The organism is Streptomyces sp. CA-179760 (assembly GCF_050937045.1).
GTDB lineage: Bacteria > Actinomycetota > Actinomycetes > Streptomycetales > Streptomycetaceae > Streptomyces.
The window spans coordinates 6,563,210-6,581,909 of the sequence record NZ_JBNJLZ010000001.1 but is presented as its reverse complement, the minus strand read 5'-3'; the positions used below and the strand labels follow the sequence as shown (position 1 = coordinate 6,581,909).

Below are 18,700 nucleotides of genomic sequence, written 5' to 3'. Positions count from 1 at the left end.
GGCCCCTGGGCCGAGCGGCCGGGAGTCAGATCCAGCCAGACATACTGGCGATGCGTACCGCGTCGAGCCGGTTGCGCGCGTCCATCTTCCGGACGGTCGTCGCCAGATAGTTGCGGACCGTCCCGGGAGAGAGTGACAGCTTGACGGCGATTTCGTTGATGTCGTCCCCCGCGGCAGCGAGTTGGAGTATCTCCATCTCCCGCTCCGTGAGCGGGCATCCGGTGTTGCCCCAGGCGGCGAGCGTCAGTTCGGTGTCGAAGACGCGGCGGCCCTCGTGCACGCTGCGTATGGCATCGCTGAGGTGTGCCGGGTGGGAACTCTTCAGCACCAGGCCGCCGAGGCCGGATGCCAGCGACTGCCGCACTGTAGCCAGCCGGGCGAATCGCGCGGTGAGCAGCGTACGGCAGTCCGGAAGGTGCTCCTGAATCGCCATGGCGGCGAGGAGACTTTCCCGCTCGTGCGTGTCGACATCGATGACCGTCACGTCGGGGCTGTACTCCAGAACCGTCCGGATCAACTCGCTGCCGACGCCGGTGGAAGCGACGACTTTTATGTCCGATTCACGCTCTATTAGGAGAACCAGCGCGGCGCGGACCATTTCCAGCTCTTCAGCAATCATGACTCGGATGGTCATGCATTCCCTTCCCCCGGTTGTCGATGGAACTCCGCCCCTTCGCGATGCCATTTCGGCCAACATGGCTGTGTCGCGATTAGCGGATTCCGTGCACCAGTCAGGTCGGGGGTGGCGCAGCGCTCAGCCCTCGATGGACCGGCCCACCCTCCCGGTACCCTCCCGGTCTGCACTTTCGCCTCGGGAACGCCCAGGCGGGCTCGTCCGGGAATGAACAGGCAGGCGAGTTCGGCCCTGTGGCCCGCGACCGGGTGCTGCTCATCGACTCCCCCGTCTTCTCTCAGCAAGGAACTGGCGTGGTCTCCGCCAAACCGAGCTTGTGTACGACTATAAGAGGTGATTCAGAGAGTGGCTATGGGCGCCTGTGTGGCCGGTGACAAAGATGGCGGTATCGCGGCCATGAAGTGACCGCAATTCGTGCCACTCTGGGGGTATGACCGAGACGCCATCCCGCATGCTCCGTCTGCTGTCCCTCCTCCAGAACAGTCGGGACTGGCCGGGGCGCAAGCTGGCGGAGCGGCTCGGGGTCAGCCCGCGGACGCTGCGCCGGGACGTAGAACGGTTGCGGGATCTCGGCTACCCGGTTCAGGCCATCCCGGGCGTCGGCGGTGGCTACCGGCTGGAGGCGGGCGCCAGCCTGCCGCCGCTGCTCCTCGACGACGACGAGGCGGTCGCCATCGCGGTCGGGTTGCGGACGGCCGCGGGGGGAAGCGTGGCGGACATCGAGGACACCTCGATCCGCGCGCTGGCCAAGCTGGAGCAGGTGCTGCCCAAGCGGCTGCGCAGCCGGGTCAATGCCCTTCAGATGTACACCGTTCCCATGTTCACGGTGACCCCGACCGTGAGCCCCGAGTACCTGGCGTCGGTGGCCCAGGCATGCCGCGACCAGGAGCGGCTGAGATTCACCTACCGCAAGCGCGACGGGGAGACGAGCAGCCGTCTGGTGGAGCCGTACCGTCTGGTCCACGTCAACCGTAAGTGGTACGTGCTGTCCTGGGACACGGGGCGGCAGGACTGGCGCACCTTCCGCGTGGACCGGATGGATTCGCTGCTGTTGACGGGGGTGCGTTTCCAGCAGCGCGAGTTGCCGGCCGAGGACGCGGCGGCCTATGTGGCGCAGTCGATCACGTCCTCGCTGGCCAGCTACCGGGCACTGGTCACTCTGCACGCGCCGGTCGAGGTGGTGGCGGAGCGGATCCGCCCGCGCGACGGAATCCTCACGACGGTCGACGACCGAACGTGCCTGCTGCGTTCGGCCGCCGACTCGCTGGAGTGGCTGGCGCTCACCATCGGGATGTTCGGCATCGAGTTCGAGGTGCACGAGCCGCCTGAACTGATCAGCTACCTAGGGGAGTTGTCGGGGCGGCTGGCCCGGGCCGCGTCGCCGGGGCCGGACCGCTCCGTGGTGGTGCCGGCGACGCGGGAGTTTCCGGTCAGCGGGCCAGCAGCCGGGTGAGCAGGGTGCGCAGCAGGTCCTGGGCCTCCGGTCCCGGCGCCACCGCCGTACGCCAGGCGACCACGCCGTCCGGACGCACCAGGCCGGCTCCCGCCCTGCCGATCCCGTAGGTCCGCGTCAGTTCGCCGGAGGGGTCGGTGACATCGCGGCCGACGAGATGGGCGTCGAGACGGACGCCCAGATCCGCGGCGGCGCGGGCGGCCGCCTGTGCCCACGTGCCGCCCTCCGGTGCCGCCAGGAGCACCCAGCGGTCGCCGAACAACTCGACGGTGGAACGCCGTGTCCCGTCCTGTTCGATCCAGACGTGGGGCGCGCGGAAGCCCGGGCGGCCGGACGGGCGTCGCGGGTCCTCGGCCGGCTCGGGGTCGTCGTCCTCTGCGGTGACGGCGGCGGAGCGGTAGCGGAAGCCCAGGACGACCTGCGCCGTGCCGCGTTCCTCGGGAACGCTGCCGAGCAGGTGGGGTGCCATGCGCTGGGCGTAGATGGCGAGTGACTCGTCGACGACGAGGCGGGCCACGAGCGACCGCTCCGCCCCGTAGCTGTCGAGGAGCCCCTCGCCCGCCTCGCCGCGCAGCACGGCGGCCAGCTTCCAGGCCACGTCGAACCCGTCGCCGATGGCGGTGTTGCCGCCCATGCCCCCGGTGGGCGGGGTGACCTTGGCGGCGTCGCCGACCAGCAGCACCGGCCCTTCGCGCCACCGGTCGGCGATGTACGCCGCCATGTCCCAGGCCTGGATGTCGAGGATGTCCGGGACGAGCCCGGGCGCGTCGACGGCCAGCCGGATCAGCTCGGTGCAGCGCTGCGGAGTGTAGTCGTCAGGCGTCTCGCCGTGCTCGGGGTCGTAGCGGACGTAGAAGGTGTGCCGGTTGGGCCGGTCGGTGGGGCCGAAAGTGCCGGTGAAGAGCGGGTGTTGCAGGTAGTACCAGCCCGTGGAGCCGGGCGGTACGACGGCGGTGAGGTCGGCCTCGAAGATGACGCCCATGAAGTGGGCCAGGGTGCCGTGGCCGTGCCGGGTGATGCCCAGGCTCTCCCGGATCGCGCTGCGGGGTCCGTCGGCGGCGACCAGGTAGCGGGCGCGCACGGTGCTCTCCGCTTCCGTGCCCAGGTCGCGCAGGCGGGCGGTGACACCGTCGTCGCCCGCCTGGAAGGAGGTCAGTTCGGTGGCGAACCGGACGTCCGCGCCGTGCTTGACGGCGTGGGCCACCAGAACGGGCTCCACTCGGTCCTGAGGGGCGAGCGCCCAGGGCATGGGTGTGCACTGCTCCGTCGCACCGACCAGTTCCTCGAAGCTCTCCGCGAAGCTGTGCAGGACACGGCCGCCCACCCGCTCCACGACCTTGATGGTGAAGTCGCCCTGGGCACCGCGGATGTCGTCCGTGGCCAGGATCTCGTCGGCCACGCCGCCGAAGCGGAACAGCTCCATGGTGCGCGGGTTCTGGCCGGCCGCCTTGGGCAGGACCGAGGTGGTGGCGTGCCGCTCCACCAGCAGGACCCGCACGCCCCGGCGGGCGAGGAACAGGGCGGTGGTCAGCCCTCCGAGACCGCCGCCCACCACGAGGACATCGACATCCGGCTTCGTCAAGGCCACCTCATACCTCCTGGGTTGGCGGCGTCTGCCGCCGCACCCCCAGCGTCGGGCGCCCCACTCGAAGGGGTCACGAGGCCCGGTGGAGCCCCGTACAAAAAATGGTTTGGCGAACGGGGCCATCGCGGCCATGAAGTGTCCTCATTGAGGGCTACGGTACTCAACGTGAAGCCGAGTGACCGAAATCATTTACCGTGCACGCTTTGTCCGCTCCATGTGACTACTGGGGGCGTTCTGTGAACGCGCAGCCGACATCGGCCATCGAAACGTCCGGCCTCGTCAAGGTCTACAACGGGACGAGAGCGGTGGACGGCCTGGACCTCAACGTCCCGGCCGGTCTCGTCTACGGGATCCTGGGGCCGAACGGCGCCGGCAAGTCCACCACCATCCGCATGCTGGCGACGCTGCTGCGTCCGGACGGCGGTACAGCCCGGGTCTTCGGTCACGACGTGACGAGCGAACCCGACACGGTCCGCCGCAGGATCAGTGTCACCGGCCAGTACGCCTCCGTCGACGAGGGCCTGACCGGTACGGAGAACCTCGTCATGATGGGCCGGCTCCAGGGCTACTCCTGGGCCCGGGCCAGGGACCGCGCCGCCGAGCTGATCGACGGTTTCGGACTCGGTGACGCCCGCGACCGGCTCCTGAAGACCTACTCCGGTGGTATGCGGCGGCGGCTCGACATCGCCGCGAGCATCGTCGTCACCCCCGACCTGCTCTTCCTGGACGAACCGACCACCGGTCTCGACCCGCGCAGCCGGAACCAGGTCTGGGACATCATCCGGGCGCTGGTGGACGCCGGCACAACGGCGCTGCTGACCACGCAGTATCTCGACGAGGCGGACCAACTGGCCGACCGCATCGCGGTCATCGACCATGGCCGGGTGATCGCGGAGGGCACCACCGAGGAGCTGAAGTCCTCGCTGGGGTCCAACGTCCTGCGGCTGCGCCTGCACGACGCCCAGTCGCGCGCCGAGGCGGAACGGCTGCTGAGCGCGGAACTGGGAGTCACGGTCCACCGCGACTCCGACCCCACGGCGCTGACCGCGCGGATCGACGACCCCCGGCAGGGCATGCGGGCCCTGGCCGAGCTGTCGCGTACGCCGCTGGAGGTACGCAGCTTCTCCCTCGGCCAGTCCAGTCTCGACGAGGTGTTCCTGGCCCTGACCGGCCACCCGGCCGAGGACGGGCGCACCGAGAAAGCGGCGGAAGAGGAGAAGGCGGCATGACCACATCCCCCGGCACCGTGGAATCCACGACTCCTGTGAGCGGCCGGCTGCGGACGGTGCTGTCCTCGGGTGAACGCCCGGCCCGCGCGACGGCGGTGTCCGCCACCATGACCCATCTGTGGCGGGCGATGATGGCGTTCAAGCACTTCCCGGTGCAGCTGATCGACATCGTCCTGATGCCGCTGATCTTCCTGCTGATGTTCACGTACCTGTTCGGCGGGGCATTCGCGGACTCCACCGAGGAGTACCTGCAGTTCTACCTTCCGGGCGTGGCAGTGCAGGCGGTCGTCATGATGACGGTCTACACCGGCACCTCACTCAACACGGACATCCACAAGGGCGTCTTCGACCGTTTCCGGACGCTCCCCTTCTGGCAGCCGGCGACGCTCGCGGGCAGTCTCCTCGGTGACGTGCTCCGGTACGTCGTCGCTCTGGCGACCACGGTGTCCCTCGGCCTGCTGCTGGGCTTCCGCCCCGACGGCGGCTTCCTCGGCGTGGTCGGCGCGATCCTGGTGCTCATCGTCTTCGGGTTCAGCGTGAGCTGGATCTTCGCCGCCCTGGGCGTGGTGGCCAGCGAGCCCGAGCGGGTCTCGGGGACCAGCATGATCGTGCTCTATCCGATGCTCTTCATGAGCAACATCTTCGTCATGCCGGAGACGATGCCGGGCTGGATGCAGGCCATCGTCGACGCCAACCCGATGAGCCACGCGGCGACGGCCTCCCGCGAGCTCATGCACGGCACCGCCGGCTTCTGGGACGTGGGCCTGGTCCTGTGCGTCTCCGCCGGTCTGGTGGCCGTCTTCGCACCGCTGACCATGCGTCTGTACCGCAACAAGAACGCCCACTGACACGGGTGCCGGAGTGCCGCTCGCGCCACGCTGGAGCGACGTTGAGGGGGTGTGAGCGGCACCTCTACTGTCCCCGGAGACAGATCCCGGAGACAGTTCGCAGACACCTGGAAGGGGCGTCTCCCGTGGCCCGGTTCCCACAGGCTCCCTCGGCACCGCACACGCAGGCCCGGCCGTCGGCCGTCGGCCGACACGATCCCCGCTACCCCGACCTGGTCGGCCGGGGCATCAACGCCCGCTTCCACCCCGACCCCGACACCGTCCGGGTGGTGGCCACCGCGGAACAGGCCGTGCGGGCGGTGCAGGACAGCGTGCGCGACGGCTCCCGTCTGGCGGTGCGCAGCGGGGGGCACTGCTTCGAGTCGCTCGTGGACGACCCCGCCGTCACCACGGTGATCGACGTGTCCGAGATGCGGTCGGTCCGCTACGACGACGAACTGAACGCGTTCTCCGTCGACTCGGGGGCCACCCTCGGAAACATGTACCGGAGCCTGTACCTGCGGTGGGGCGTGACCGTCCCGGCCGGACGCTGCCCCGAGGTCGGGGTCGGCGGCCATGTCGCGGGCGGCGGGGGCGGAGCGCTGTCCCGCCGGTACGGGCTGTCGGTCGACCATCTCTACGGGGTCGAGGTCGTGGTGGTGGACTCCGGCGGGCGGGCGCGGCTGGTGCGGGCCACCAGGGAGCTGTCGGATCCGCACCGTGACCTTTGGTGGGCGCACACCGGTGGGGGCGGGGGCAGCTTCGGTCTGGTCACGCGCTATCTGTTCCGCTCCCCCGGCACGGACGCGGGCTCCCGGCCCACGGACCCGGACCGGCTGCTGCCCAGGCCGCCGGCCTCGGTGCTGCGCAAGACGGCGCGCTGGGACTGGCAGAGCGTCGACGAGGCCGCCTTCCTCACGCTCGTGGGGAACTTCGGCACCTGGCACGAGCGGCACGCGACCCCCGGTGATCCGGGCACCCAGCTCGACAACAGTCTCGCCCTACCCCGGGTCAGCGGCGGGCCTCTGACGCTGGAGACGGCCGTCGACGCCACGCGGCCCGACGCGGAGGAGCTCACCGACCGATTCATCGCGGAGGTGTCGAGGAACGTCGGCGCCCGCCCGGAGGTCTCGGTGACCACGCAGCCATGGCTCGCGGCGACACTCGTCCCGGACGAGTTCGCCGGGGTCAAGGGCCGGTTCAAGTCCAAGGCGGCGTTCCTGCGCACTGGTTGGAGCGAACAGCAGGCCCGGATGGTGTACCGGCGGCTCACCGACACGTCCGGCTACCACAACCCCGCCGCGACGGTCTATCTGCTCTCGCACGGGGGTGAGGTGAACCGGCCCGGCCCGGCGGACACAGCCATGGCCCACCGGGACGCCGTGCTCAAGACCTACTGGTCGGTGTTCTGGTTCGACGAGGGAGAGGACGCCGTCCACCTGGACTGGGTTCGGGCGTCCTACGGGGAGTTCTTCGGCGACTCCGGCGGAGTGCCCGATCCCGGCCGCGGTTACGGAGGCGCCTTCGTGAACTACGCCGACGCCGACCTGGCCGACCCGGGCCTCAACCGCAGTGGCGTGCCCTGGCACCGTCTGTACTTCCGGGACAACTACGCCGCGCTTCAGCGGGTCAAGGAGCACTGGGATCCGGGCGACGCCTTCCGGCACGCCCTCTCGGTCCGGCTGCCCGGGGACGACGCCCCCCGGGGTCAGCTGATCCGGAACTCGGGGACGTAGAGGATCCAGCGGCCCCCCTGCTTCGTGAACTCCGCCTCCCGCGCCTGGACTTCCTCCAGGTGGTTCCAGGCGAAGAGCAGCGCGTAGTCGGGGTAGGGGGCCCGGAACTCCTCCGCGGAGCGGATGGGGATGTGCGACCCGGGGAGCCAGCGGCCGATCTTGGCCGGCGTGGTGTCGTAGACGCACGGCAGCAGATCGGGGCCGATTCCCGTGTAATTGAGCACCGTGGCACTCTTGGCGGTCGCCCCGTACCCGACGACGTAGAAGCCGAGGTCGCGCAGCTCCCGCAGGCGGGCCACCAGGTCCCAGCAGACCCGCTTGACCTGGGCGCCGAACTTCTCCAGCGTCGTCAGGTCGGCGAGGCCGCGCCGGCTCTCCTCGGCAATGAGCTCGCCGACCCGGGGGCTCGGCTGCCGCCGGCCCGCGCGGGCGATGGTGTAGCGGACCTCGCCACCGTGCACCGGGAGCCGCTCGACGTCGACCAGTTCGAACCCGAAGCGCTGGGCGGTGGTGCTCACCGAGCGGGCGGTGAACAGGTAGAAGTGCTCGTCGTAGATCTGGTCGAAGGTGTTCTTCTCGACGATGTCGCCGAGGTAGGGGTCCTCGAAGACGAACACGCCGTCCGGAGCGAGCAAGGCGCCCACGCCGCGGAAGACGGAGTCCAGGTAGGGGATGTGACAGATGGTGTTGGCCGCGTAGATGACGTTCGCGAACCCGTGCTCTTCGACGATCTCCCGGGCCGTGGACTCCTCGAAGAACGCGGTCCGCACCTGGATGCCCTCGGCCCGGGACACGTCCGCGACACCGCCGGAGGGCTCCACACCGAGGTGCCGGATACCGGCGTCGCGCACCGTGCGGAGCATGACTCCGTCGTTGCTGCCGATCTCCACGCAGAACGGGTCCTGCCCGGTCAGCTCGGTGCCGATCAGCCGGCGGGCGGTGGCCGCGAAGTGCTCGCGCATCCGCTCGGACCCCGACGAGTGGTACGGGTAGTCGTAGCGGAACATGCGGTCCCGGGGCACCTCCTCCAGCAGCTGGACCATGGTGCACGTGGCGCACATCCCGACCGCGAGCCGGAAGAAGAACTCGTTGTCGAGCTCCTCCTCCGACGGGAAGTAGTCGGACAGCGGCTGGCGGCCGAAGTCGAAGAACGCCCGTACTCGGCCACCGCAGATACGACATGTCGATTCGTTCGGCTCCATGATCCCTCTCGATGCCGGGTGGCCGCCGAGCCGGGGCCACCGCTCGGAACGTCTCGGAACGTTCATTCGTCGACGAAGGCGACCGCGCGGGTCCAGCCGGCACCCGCGCCGGCGATCTTCACCGGGAAGCAGGCGACGTGGAAGCCGTCGCACCCCGGCAGCGCGGCCAGGTTCCCCAGCCGCTCGATCTGGCAGTACTCCCGGTGGCGGCCGGTGACATGCGCCGGCCAGAGCACCGACCGGTCACCCGTCTCCTGGTACCGGCGGATGACGGCGCCGAACGGCGCGTCCAGGCTGAACGCGTCGGTGCCGATGACCCGCACGCCATGGTCGAGCAGCAGGTTCACGGCGGGACCGTCCAGACCGGTGAAGTCGGTGAAGTACCGTTCCGTCCCGGCCCGCTCGGAGGCGCCGGTGCGGAGCAGCACGATGGTGCCCGGCTCCGGCACCCGGCCGATGCGGGCCAGTTCCTTCTCCAGGTCCCCGGCGCCGGCCGTCGGCCCCTCACAACCGGTGAGGTCGAGCAGCAGCCCGGGGCCGTAGAACCAGTCGAGCGGCAACTCGTCGATGTTCCGCGGCCTGCCGTCGCCGTAGTGCGCCCGCGAGCCGTAGTGGGAGGGAGCGTCTATGTGCGTGCCGGTGTGGGACGTGAGCGTGAGCCGGTCGAGCGACAGGAACTCGCCGTCGGGCAACTCGTCGGGGTCGAAGTCGACGCCGAAGTGACGTCGCATCTCCTCGCTCATGTGGACGGCGCCGTCCCGAGGGCTGAGCACCTCGTGCCGCACTTCGTCCGGTTCCCATCCCGACGCGTCCACCGCGCTGGAGATGTCGATGATCCGCATGGTCGTCGCCTCCGCTCCTCTCGGGCCACCACAGCACACCGGCAAGCCCTAGAGCGGCGGCGGAACGCCGGTGGACCACGTGCCCGGAACCTTCGCTCCAGTGACGCTCGAACGCCGGTCGGCAGCCTGCTCCCCAGGAGTTGTCTCCCATCCTTACGAGGAGTCATGACAGAGGCATCTGTGCACGAACACCCCGGTGTCCTGGCCGACAACGGCCTGTGCGAACCCAAGACCCCGGCCGGGCGACGGCTGCTCGACCTCCTGGAGCGGTATCTGCCGACCCTGGAGGCGGAGAGCCGGGAGAACGACCGTGAAGCCGCTCTGCCTGTCCACCTGTTCGACCGGATGCGCAAGGAGGGAGCGCTGGGCGCCACCGTCCCGGAGGACCTCGGAGGACTCGGCGTCCGCTCGCTGCACGACATCGCGCTGGCCCTGGCCCGGATCGCCGGCCGGGACGCGGGCGTGGCGCTGGCCCTGCACATGCAGTTCAGCCGGGGCATGACCCTGGACTTCGAGTGGCGGCACGGGGCACCGTCGACGCGGCCGCTCGCCGAGGACCTGCTCCGGCACATGGGTTCGGGCGAGGCCGTGATCTGCGGAGCGGTGAAGGACGTACGCGGCACCACCGTGCTCACCCGCGCCGCGGACGGCTCCTACCGGCTGAACGGCCGCAAGACGCTGGTCAGCATGGCTGGGATCGCCACCCACTACGTGGTGTCGGCCCGGCTGGAGGAGGCAGGCGCGCCCGTCCGGCTGGCCGCGCCGGTCGTCGCGCGTACGAGCCCGGGCCTGACCGTGCTGGACAACTGGGACGGGATGGGCATGCGGTCCTCGGGCAGCGTGGACATCGTCTTCGACGACTGTCCCGTGGACCGGAGCTGGGTCCTGCCGCGCGGCGAGCTGGGCGTCCGCGACGACGCGGCGCTCGCCGGGCAGACGGTCAGCTCGATCGCCATGCTGGGCATCTACGTCGGCATCGCCGAGGCCGCCCGCAGGATCGCCGTCGTGGAACTGCGCAGGCGCGGTGGCGCGGCGCCGGCCGGGGTACGGACAACGATCGCCGATATCGACGCCCGGCTGTTCGCGCTGCACACCGCGGTGGCGAGCGCGTTGACCACCGCCGACCGGCTCGCCGACGACCTCAGCGGCGACCTCGCCGCCCGCGGCCGCGCGATGATGACGCCCTTCCAGTACGCCAAGCTGCTGGTCAACCGGCACGCCGTGGGTGTGGTGGACGACTGCCTGATGCTCGTGGGCGGGGCCGGCTACAGCAACTCCCATCCCCTGGCGCGCATGTACCGCGATGTCCGGGCGGGCGGGTTCATGCACCCTTACAACTTCACGGACGGCGTCGACTACCTGAGCGAAGTGGCACTGGGCCGATGAGCACCGGGCAACGCGGGACAGGGATCCCTGGAGTCGGAGGACGTCGATGAAGGCGCGGGAACTGGCGGTGCAGGGGGCGTTCACGTTCGAGCCGGAGGTGTTTCCGGACGAGCGGGGGCTTTTCGTCTCACCGTTCCGGGAGGAGGCGTTCACGGCCGCGGTCGGCCACCCGTTCTTTCCGGTGCGTCAGACGAACCACAGCCGGTCGCGGCGTGGGGTGGTGCGGGGAGTGCACTACACCGTGACGCCGCCGGGCTCGGCCAAGTACGTGTACTGCGCCCGCGGCAGGTCGCTGGACATCGTCGTCGACGTGCGGGTCGGCTCCCCGACGTACGGAAGGTGCGACGCCGTCGAGCTGGACCCCCGGGAGTTCCGGGCGGTGTACTTCCCGGTCGGGGTGGGGCACGCCTTCGTGGCCCTGGAGAACGACACCGTCATGTCGTACATGCTGTCCGGGGAGTACGTGCAGGCGAACGAGCTCGCCGTGTCGGCGCTGGACCCGGCGCTCGGGCTGCCCGTGCCGGGCGACCTGGAGCCGCTGCTGTCCGGCCGGGACCGGGCGGCACCGACCCTGGAACAGGCCCGAGCCGCCGGCACCCTCCCGGAGTACGCCGCGTGCCGGGCGGTCGAGTCGGAGCTGTGGCCGTCGGCCGGGACGCGTGGAGACGGGTGAGGCGGGCATGCGGGTCGTGGTTCTGGGGGCGACGGGCAGCGTCGGCCGACAGGTGTGTGCGGCGTACGCGGCGCAGGGGTGGGACGTGCACGGCGTGGCCCGTCGCCCGGCGCCGCATCTGAACGGGTGCGGGTTCACGGCGCTGGACCTCACGGCCGCCGCGCCCGGGCGGATCGCCACGGTGCTGGCTGATCCCCCGGCGGACGTCGTGGTCAACGCGGCGGGCGGCTGGGGCGACACCGAGGAGGAGATGACGTACTCGCACCTGCGGCTGGTGCGGCGTCTGGTGGAGGCCCTCGCGCTGCTCCCGTACCGGCCGCGGCTGGTCCATCTGGGTTCGGTGCACGAGTACGGTCCCGTCCCGGCCGGCACGCTGTTGTGCGAGGACCTGGTGCCGGAGCCGGTCACACCGTACGCGCGCATCAAGCTGGAGACCTCGTCGGCCGTCCTGGCCGCCGCGCGGGCCGGTGTGCTGGACGCGGTGGTGCTGCGCGCGGCGAACATGTCGGGCCCGTACCCGCCGCAGGAGAGCTTCCTGGCCGGCCTGATGGCGCGTATCAGCACCGCCCTCGCGGACGGCGGCCGGTTGGAGTTGAGCGTCGCCGACGCCCGGCGGGACTTCATCGACGTGCGGGACGTCGCACAGGCGGTGGTACGGGCCGGGCGGGCTCCGGCGGTCGGCGGACTGGTCGTCAACATAGGGCGCGGCGACGCCGTGCCGATCGGTGACCTGGTCGGCTGGCTGCTGGAGGCCGCTGCCTTCCCGGAGGACCGGGTCGACCGCCGGGCCGCGCCGGTGCGGAGCAAGGGCGGCGACTGGACCCGGCTGGACATCGGGCGGGCCCGGCGGTTACTGCCCTGGGCGCCACGCATCGGTCTGCGGGACTCGGTCCACAGCATGTGGCGGACCGCGCACGGCGCCCCGGCCTGAGCTCACAGGCTTCCGACGACCTCCCGCACCGCGTCGATCACCTTTCCCTGCTCCTCGCCGCGCAGCGAGGGATACATCGGCAGGGAGAAGATCTGGTCGGCGTGCCGCTCGGTCACCGGCAGGTCGCCGGGGCCGTAGCCGAGGTGGGCGAATCCGCTCATGGTGTGGACCGGCCACGGGTAGCTGATGTTCAGATGGATGTCGTAGGCGGTGAGCGCCTCCAGGATGCGGTCCCGTTCGGGGTGGCGCACCACGTACACGTAGTAGACGTGGTCGTTGCCCTCCGCGGTCGTGGGCAGCACCAGGCCGTCGAGGTCGCCGAGTCCCTCCTCGTAGCGGCGGGCGACGGCCCGGCGGCCCTCGGCATAGGCGTCGAGGCGGCGCAGTTTCCGACGCAGGATCTCGGCCTGCAACTCGTCGAGCCTGCTGTTGTGCCCGGGGGTGCTCACGACGTAGTAGCGCTCCTCCATGCCGTAATAGCGCAACCGCCGCAGGCGCCGGTCGACTTCCGCGTCCGGCGTCATGACGGCGCCGCCGTCGCCGTAGGCACCGAGAACCTTGGTCGGGTAGAAGGAGAAGGCCGCCGCGTGGCCCTGGGTGCCGACCAGCTGTCCTTGGCGGCGGGCGCCGTGGGCCTGAGCGCAGTCCTCCAGCACCTTCAGGTCGTGCTCGGCGGCGAGCTGGAGCACGGGGGTCATATCCACGCTCTGGCCGTAGAGGTGGACGGGCAGCAGGCACCGGGTGCGCGGGCCGATCACCGACCGGAGCCGGCCGGTGTCCATGAGGTAGTTGTCCTCGTGCACGTCGACGAAGACGGGCGTGGCGCCCACGGCGTCGATGGCGACCACAGTGGGGGCCGCGGTGTTGGAGACCGTCACGACCTCGTCCCCCGGGCCGATGCCGAGCGCCCGCAGGCCTAGGACCAGCGCGTTGGTGCCGTTGTCGACGCCGGTGCAGTGCGGCAGTCCGTGATAGGCGGCGAACTCCTCCTCGAAAGAGTGGACGCTGCTCCCGAGAATGAGTTGGCCGGACTCGAATACGGTTTCCACCGCGTCGAGAATGTCGGCGCGTTCTTCCCGGTATTCATTGAGGTATTGCCAGACGTGGGTGGACACGTGACTCCTTGTCGGGGCGCGGTCAGGCAAGCGCGACGGACGCGGCTGCCGGGACTTCCGGACTGTTCCGGTCGATGCCGGGATCGGCCCGCAGAATCGCGTGCTGAAGGTGCTGGAGACGGGCGGACGGCTCCACCCCCAGCTCGTTCACCAGTGTCTTGCGGAGTTTGATGAAGGATTCGAGGGCCTGACTTGTGCGGCCCGAGCGGTGCAGGGCGATCATGAACTGGGCCCACAGGTTCTCGTGCATGGGATGGCGCGCGGTGAGCGCCGACAGCTCGGGCAGCAGGCTCGCGTGTCGGCCCAACCTGAGGTCGGTCTCCACGCGGGCCTCCAGGACGCCGAGCCGGCTCTCCTCCAGGCGTGTCACCTCCATGCCGATCCGCATGCCGGCGTGCACGTCCACGAGCGCGTGACCATGCCACAGGTCGAGTGCGTGACGGAAGCGCGCGGACGCCAGGTCGAACTCCCTGCGCTCGCACGCCCGCTTGCCCTCCTCGGCGAGACGCTCGAAGGCGTGCACGTCGGTGTGGGTGGGGTCCACGTCGAGCAGGTAGCCGCCGTAGCAGGTGCGCAGCACGTCCTTGGCGGGTCCGTTATGGCTCGCGCCGAGGGCCACGGTGATGCCTCGGCGCACCTGGAGGATGTAGGTCTGAAGGGTGGTCAGCGCGCTCGCCGGGGGCTGAGTTCCCCAGAGTTCCTCCATCAGCGCGGGCACAGGCACGACGGTTCCTGCCTGGAGGGCGAGCAGTGAGAATACTTGTCTGGGTTTTCTGGCTATCGGGGTCACCGACGTGCCATTGTGGTGTGCGACGAGCGGGCCCAACATATTGATCTGCATTGCCGGTGCTCCCTCTGTGGCGTTCCGATCGCGTCAGCAGGTGGCATATTCCCGGCGGCCGAAGGATGTTCTCGGGCGGCCCCGTTTGCTCGCTCCATCCTCGCAAGTGAATGCCCGCCATGAAAGTGTGTGCGGCACTTGCTGGTATTAATCCATCACGTCTTGATGTGAGAAAGTCACAGTGGGTGAGCCGGGGAGGATGTCCGCACCGAGTACACGGCACGGGACCGCCCACCGCGCCGTGCGCGGTGGGCGGTCCCGTGCCGGTCGTGGCCGGCGGATCAACTCAGCCAGGCGGGCAGTTCGGTGAGCCGCGCCGTCTGGGCTCCCTTCCGGCTCCACCGCAACTCGTCGTACGGCACAGCCAGTCGGGCCGCGGGGAACCTGCTGCGCAGTACGCCGATCATCGTGCGCGACTCCAGCTGTGCCAGCTGCTCCCCGATGCAGTAGTGCGGGCCGTCACCGAAAGTGAGCCGCCGCCACGAGGGACGGTCCGGGTGGAAGGCGTGCGGTCCGTCGTGATGGCGGCCGTCGGTATTGGTGCCCTCGATGTCCACGAGCACCGGCGCTCCGCGGGGCAGCCGGACGCTGCCGATGGTCACCTCCGTGGCTGCGAACCGCCACAACGTGTAGGGCACCGGCGGGTGGTAGCGCAGCGCCTCCTCCACGAACCGGGAGACGGCGTCGTCGTCGGCGTCCGCCGCGAGGCGGCCCGCCAGGACCTCCGCGAGCAGGAAGCCCAGGAAGGAGCCGGTGGTGTCGTGGCCGGCGAAGATGAGTCCGGTGATCATGTAGACGAGCTGGTCGTCGGAGACCGAGCCGAACTCGGCCTGCGCGCGTTCGTACAGCACGCGGGTCATGGTCTGGGTGTGGTTCCGCCGGGCTGAGTGCACGCCTTCGAGGAGCAGACTCTCCAGGGCCGAGGTGTCCGGCACGCCCCCGGCCTGGTCCGTGCCGTCGCCCCCGCCGCTCTGCGGGCCGCCGAGGCCGAGTGCCTTGAGGACGCTGACAGCCTCGCGCGCCATCGCCGGGTCGGTGACCGGCACGCCGAGCAGCTCGCAGATGACCAGCAGCGGGAAGTGGTACGCGAAGCCACCGATCAGCTCGGCCGGTTTGCCCGACCGGCCGGATTCGTCGGCGAGTTCGGTGAGCAGCCGGTCGGCGATGGCGGCGATGCGGTCCGTGCGCTCGGCCAGCCGGCGCGGGTTGAACGCGGGTGCGTGGATGCGGCGCAGGCGCCGGTGGGCCTCGCCGTCCACGGCGATGAGCGTGAACGGACGCAGCTCCGGGACGGGGCTGTCGAGACCGTCGTCCACCCCCCGCCAGGCTGCGGGGGCGAGGTCGGGGTCCTTCACGAACCGGGGATCGGCCAGCACCTCGCGGGCGAGTGCGTCATCGGTGACGACCCAGGCGGGGCCGCCCGCAGGGGCGTTCACCTCGACGACCGGGCCCGCCTCCCGGAAGGCGTCGTGCACCTCGGGCTTGCGCTGCATGGTCATCATGGGACACGCGAAGGGGTCGACGGCCACCCGGGGCGCCTCGCCGCTCACGAGGCACCGCCCGCCGCCGCGGGGTACCCCTCCCGCAGTTCGACCACCGAGAAACCGGCCCCGTGCGGGTCGAGCAGGTCCGCCCGCCGTCCCCTGGGCATGTCGGCGGGCTCGTTCTCGACGGAGCCGCCGAGTTCCACGGCGCGCCGGGTTGTCGCGTCGCAGTCGCGCACGGCGAACAGCACGGCCCAGTGCGGCCGTACCGCGCCGGTGACGCCCAGCTCCTGGGTACCGGCGACCGGTGTGTCACCGATGTGCCAGACCGGGTCGGTCGCACCCTCCAGGCCGGTGTCGGCAGGAGCCAGTCCGAGGGTCGCCGGGTAGAAGTCCCGGGCGGTGCCGATGCCGTCGGTCACCAGCTCGACCCAGCCGACCGAGCCGGGCACGCCGGTCACCTCCGCGCCCTCCATGACTCCCTTGCGCCAGACCGCGAACGCGGCCCCGGCGGGGTCGGCGAAGACCGCCATCCGGCCGAGGCCGAGGACGTCCATCGGGGTCATGATGACCTCGCCGCCCGCCGTCTCGACCCGCTTGGTCAGTGCGTCGGCGTCGTCGGTGGCGAAGTACACGGTCCAGATGGCCGGCATGCCGTGCTGGTCGTTCCCGGTCCCGTACGGCCGGTGGTACGGGGTGTCGATCTGGTGGCGGGCGACCGCGGCGACCAGCTTCCCGTCGGAGCTGAACGTCGTGTATCCCCCGGCGCCCGGGTCGCTGACCACGGTGGCGGTCCAGCCGAAGAGGCCGGTGTAGAAGTCGGCCGAGGCGGCGACATCGGGCGAACCGAGGTCGAACCATGCGGGAGCGCCGGGCGCGAACCTGGTCACGAATCGTTCCTTTCGATGGATCGGCACACGAGCGTCTGCGCTCGCGGATGAGACGGACATGCGGGCGGGCGCCGTCAGTGCGCGGTGCCGCCGACGGCGGCCGCGCTGGCCTCCCAGAGCTTCGCCGCGAGGCCGGCGTCGGCGGTCGGGCCGCTCACCGGAGACAGCCGCCGGTCGGCGTAGTAGCCGCCCGGGGTCAACTCCCCTGTCGGCGCGCCCGCCAGCCACACGAGAGTGTCGGCGCCCTTCGCCGAGGAGCGCAGGAAGGGGTTGAACCGGAAGTAGGACGAGGCGACGGTGCCCCGTCCGATGCGGGTGCGGACCTGGCCGGGGTGATAGCTGACCGCCAGCACGTCCGGCCAGCGCCTGGCGGCCTCCGCCGCGGCCATGATGTTGGCCTGCTTGGACGTGCCGTACGCCTGGCCCGCGCTGTAGCGGTGACGGTCGCCGTTGAGGTCGTCAGGGTCGATCCGGCCCTGGGTGTACGCGTCGGACGAGGTGAGGATCAGCCGCCCGCCCGCGAGCCGCTCCCGCAGCAGCCGTGCCAGCAGGAAGCCCGCGAGATGATTGACCTGGATGGTGGCCTCGAACCCGTCCGGGGTCGTGGTGCGCGACCAGAACATGCCGCCGGCGTTGCTGGCCATGACGTCGACGCGCGGGTACCGGTCCCGCAGCCGCTCTCCCAGGTCGCGCACCTGGCGCAGCTCGGTGAAGTCCGCGTGGAAGGCGTCCGGGGCCGGGCCGGCGGTCCGGGCCACCTCGTTCGTGACGCTCCGCAGACGCTCGGGATCCCGGCCGACGAGCACGACCTGGGCCCCCTGGCGGGCGACCGCGAGGGCCGCCGCCCGGCCGATGCCGGACGTGGCCCCGGTGACCAGCACCGTCCGGGCTGACAGGCCGCCGTGCGGTGTCCCGTGGTGCGGGGTGGAGGCCGTCATGCCGCCGCCCGCAGCCTCTCGTTGACGAAGACCATCAGGCCGTGCGGTGTCCTGATCTCCGCCAGTTCCTCCTCGGGCAGCTTCACTCCGTAGGTCCGCTCGATGCGGTTGACCGTTTCCAGGACGGCCAGGGAGTCGTACCCGAGGTCCTCGAAGGTCACGGCGTCCACGTCCGCCAGGTCGGGCGCCTCGTCCTCCCCCATGCTCTGCCGCATGATCTCCCGCAGTTCCGCCAGGCTGAGCTCAGCCATCCCTGCTCCTCCGTACCGGTTGCTGCACGACGTGTACGGCCCGGTGGGGACCGCGGCGACCACCCTCGGTTCCGCAGGTCCAGTCGTACTGGAGCGGCGGTGGACCGGCGGTTGTCCGCCCTGCCTCAAGACGCGCGGAACAAGTTGGGCACGCCGGCCGGCGGGCGCACGCGGCCGGGCCAGGAACGGGCCACCCGAGGCCATCACACGACCCGAGGGGTAACCATGGACGCGCTCCCGGCTGACGACGCGCCGACGACCGAGTCGGCGGATGCGGCGGACCCCGGCATCTACCTCCAGGTACAGCGGTTCTACGCCAGGCAGATGCAGCTCTTGGACGACGGCAGGGCCGAGGACTGGGCGCGCACGTTCGCGCACGACGGCGTCTTCGAGGTGGGCGGCGAGGCCGTCCGCGGGGCCGCAGACATCGCGCGGGCGGCACGGCAGACCACGGACCGGTTCGCCGCCGAAGGGATCACCCGCCGGCACTGGATCGGCATGCTGACCGTCGACGGAAAGCCCGACGAGGTCGCGGCCCGCAGCTACGCGGTGGTGCTGGAGACCCCGCGCGACGGCGACCCGGTGCTGCGCCGCAGCACGGTGTGCATGGACATCCTGGTGCGGGAGGCGAGCGAGTGGCGCGTCAAACACCGCACCGTCACCCGGGACGGGCTGGACTGACC

General features: G+C 70.7%; 18 protein-coding genes. 8 read left to right on the top strand and 10 right to left on the bottom strand.

Features of this window, described 5'->3' with window-relative positions; translation table 11 throughout:
- Positions 1-25: 25 nt before the first annotated feature.
- Positions 26-619 (bottom strand): response regulator transcription factor, encoded by a 594-nt coding sequence (locus ACQEV8_RS30100; protein WP_432966482.1) that lies wholly within the window; start codon positions 617-619, stop codon positions 26-28.
- A gap of 445 nt (positions 620-1,064) precedes the next feature.
- Between ACQEV8_RS30100 and ACQEV8_RS30095 the strand changes: the two genes are divergently transcribed.
- A complete protein-coding gene (locus ACQEV8_RS30095; RefSeq protein WP_432966480.1) occupies positions 1,065-2,087 on the top strand; it encodes a helix-turn-helix transcriptional regulator in 1,023 nt (340 codons plus the stop codon).
- On the opposite strand, the gene rdmE is transcribed toward ACQEV8_RS30095, so the two are convergent.
- Positions 2,065-3,675 (bottom strand): aklavinone 12-hydroxylase RdmE, encoded by a 1,611-nt coding sequence (gene rdmE / locus ACQEV8_RS30090; RefSeq protein WP_432966478.1) that lies wholly within the window; start codon positions 3,673-3,675, stop codon positions 2,065-2,067. The two genes, ACQEV8_RS30095 and rdmE, sit on opposite strands and share 23 nt — an antisense overlap.
- A gap of 233 nt (positions 3,676-3,908) precedes the next feature.
- On the opposite strand from rdmE, the gene drrA reads away from it, so the two are divergent.
- The 3 genes from drrA (at position 3,909) to ACQEV8_RS30075 (ending at position 7,464) form a co-directional block, all read left to right on the top strand.
- The gene (gene drrA, locus ACQEV8_RS30085; protein WP_432966476.1) at positions 3,909-4,901 is read left to right on the top strand and encodes a daunorubicin/doxorubicin transporter ATP-binding protein DrrA; all 993 of its coding nucleotides are present in this window, start codon (positions 3,909-3,911) and stop codon (positions 4,899-4,901) included.
- The gene (drrB, locus tag ACQEV8_RS30080) at positions 4,898-5,749 is read left to right on the top strand and encodes a daunorubicin/doxorubicin ABC transporter permease DrrB (protein ID WP_432966474.1); all 852 of its coding nucleotides are present in this window, start codon (positions 4,898-4,900) and stop codon (positions 5,747-5,749) included. Before drrA ends, drrB begins: the two co-directional genes overlap by 4 nt.
- A gap of 125 nt (positions 5,750-5,874) precedes the next feature.
- Entirely contained in the window at positions 5,875-7,464 is a 1,590-nt protein-coding gene (locus ACQEV8_RS30075; RefSeq protein ID WP_432966472.1) for an FAD-binding protein, read from the top strand.
- Here the strand turns inward: ACQEV8_RS30075 and ACQEV8_RS30070 are convergent.
- Both ACQEV8_RS30070 and ACQEV8_RS30065 read right to left on the bottom strand, forming a co-directional pair.
- Complete coding sequence (locus ACQEV8_RS30070; protein WP_432966470.1) at positions 7,437-8,666, bottom strand: methyltransferase domain-containing protein; 1,230 nt, start codon at positions 8,664-8,666, stop codon at positions 7,437-7,439. The two genes, ACQEV8_RS30075 and ACQEV8_RS30070, sit on opposite strands and share 28 nt — an antisense overlap.
- A 62-nt stretch (positions 8,667-8,728) precedes the next feature.
- Complete coding sequence (locus ACQEV8_RS30065; RefSeq protein WP_432966468.1) at positions 8,729-9,508, bottom strand: cyclase family protein; 780 nt, start codon at positions 9,506-9,508, stop codon at positions 8,729-8,731.
- 165 nt (positions 9,509-9,673) lie between these two features.
- Between ACQEV8_RS30065 and ACQEV8_RS30060 the strand changes: the two genes are divergently transcribed.
- From ACQEV8_RS30060 to ACQEV8_RS30050, 3 genes are read left to right on the top strand one after another with little or no spacing between them, the layout of a single operon-like run.
- A complete protein-coding gene (locus ACQEV8_RS30060; RefSeq protein WP_432966466.1) occupies positions 9,674-10,894 on the top strand; it encodes an acyl-CoA dehydrogenase family protein in 1,221 nt (406 codons plus the stop codon).
- 46 nt (positions 10,895-10,940) lie between these two features.
- Positions 10,941-11,567: a dTDP-4-dehydrorhamnose 3,5-epimerase DnmU gene (gene dnmU / locus ACQEV8_RS30055; RefSeq protein ID WP_432966464.1), complete on the top strand. Its 627-nt coding sequence runs from the start codon at positions 10,941-10,943 to the stop codon at positions 11,565-11,567.
- A 7-nt stretch (positions 11,568-11,574) separates the two neighbouring features.
- Positions 11,575-12,498, top strand: coding sequence for an NAD-dependent epimerase/dehydratase family protein (locus ACQEV8_RS30050; protein ID WP_432966459.1), 924 nt, complete (start codon positions 11,575-11,577; stop codon positions 12,496-12,498).
- A gap of 2 nt (positions 12,499-12,500) precedes the next feature.
- On the opposite strand, the gene ACQEV8_RS30045 is transcribed toward ACQEV8_RS30050, so the two are convergent.
- The 6 genes from ACQEV8_RS30045 to ACQEV8_RS30020 all read right to left on the bottom strand — a co-directional run bounded on the left by ACQEV8_RS30045 (position 12,501) and on the right by ACQEV8_RS30020 (position 18,017).
- Positions 12,501-13,613 (bottom strand): DegT/DnrJ/EryC1/StrS family aminotransferase, encoded by a 1,113-nt coding sequence (locus ACQEV8_RS30045; RefSeq protein WP_432966457.1) that lies wholly within the window; start codon positions 13,611-13,613, stop codon positions 12,501-12,503.
- A gap of 22 nt (positions 13,614-13,635) precedes the next feature.
- Complete coding sequence (locus ACQEV8_RS30040) at positions 13,636-14,337, bottom strand: AfsR/SARP family transcriptional regulator (protein ID WP_432966455.1); 702 nt, start codon at positions 14,335-14,337, stop codon at positions 13,636-13,638.
- Between the two features lie 398 nt (positions 14,338-14,735).
- A complete protein-coding gene (locus tag ACQEV8_RS30035) occupies positions 14,736-15,947 on the bottom strand; it encodes a cytochrome P450 (protein ID WP_432966453.1) in 1,212 nt (403 codons plus the stop codon).
- A 53-nt stretch (positions 15,948-16,000) separates the two neighbouring features.
- Positions 16,001-16,828 carry a VOC family protein gene (locus ACQEV8_RS30030; RefSeq protein WP_432966451.1) on the bottom strand — a complete coding sequence of 276 codons (828 nt, stop codon included), beginning with the start codon at positions 16,826-16,828 and terminating at the stop codon, positions 16,001-16,003.
- 74 nt (positions 16,829-16,902) lie between these two features.
- Entirely contained in the window at positions 16,903-17,766 is an 864-nt protein-coding gene (locus tag ACQEV8_RS30025) for an SDR family NAD(P)-dependent oxidoreductase (RefSeq protein ID WP_432966449.1), read from the bottom strand.
- On the bottom strand, positions 17,763-18,017 hold the full coding sequence (locus ACQEV8_RS30020) for an acyl carrier protein (protein ID WP_432966447.1): 255 nt from the start codon (positions 18,015-18,017) through the stop codon (positions 17,763-17,765). The genes ACQEV8_RS30025 and ACQEV8_RS30020 overlap by 4 nt, the downstream gene beginning before the upstream one ends.
- 225 nt (positions 18,018-18,242) lie before the next feature.
- Here ACQEV8_RS30020 and ACQEV8_RS30015 point away from each other — a divergent pair, with 225 nt between their 5' ends.
- Positions 18,243-18,698, top strand: a complete 456-nt coding sequence (locus ACQEV8_RS30015; RefSeq protein WP_432966445.1) for a nuclear transport factor 2 family protein — start codon at positions 18,243-18,245, stop codon at positions 18,696-18,698.
- Positions 18,699-18,700: the final 2 nt, after the last annotated feature.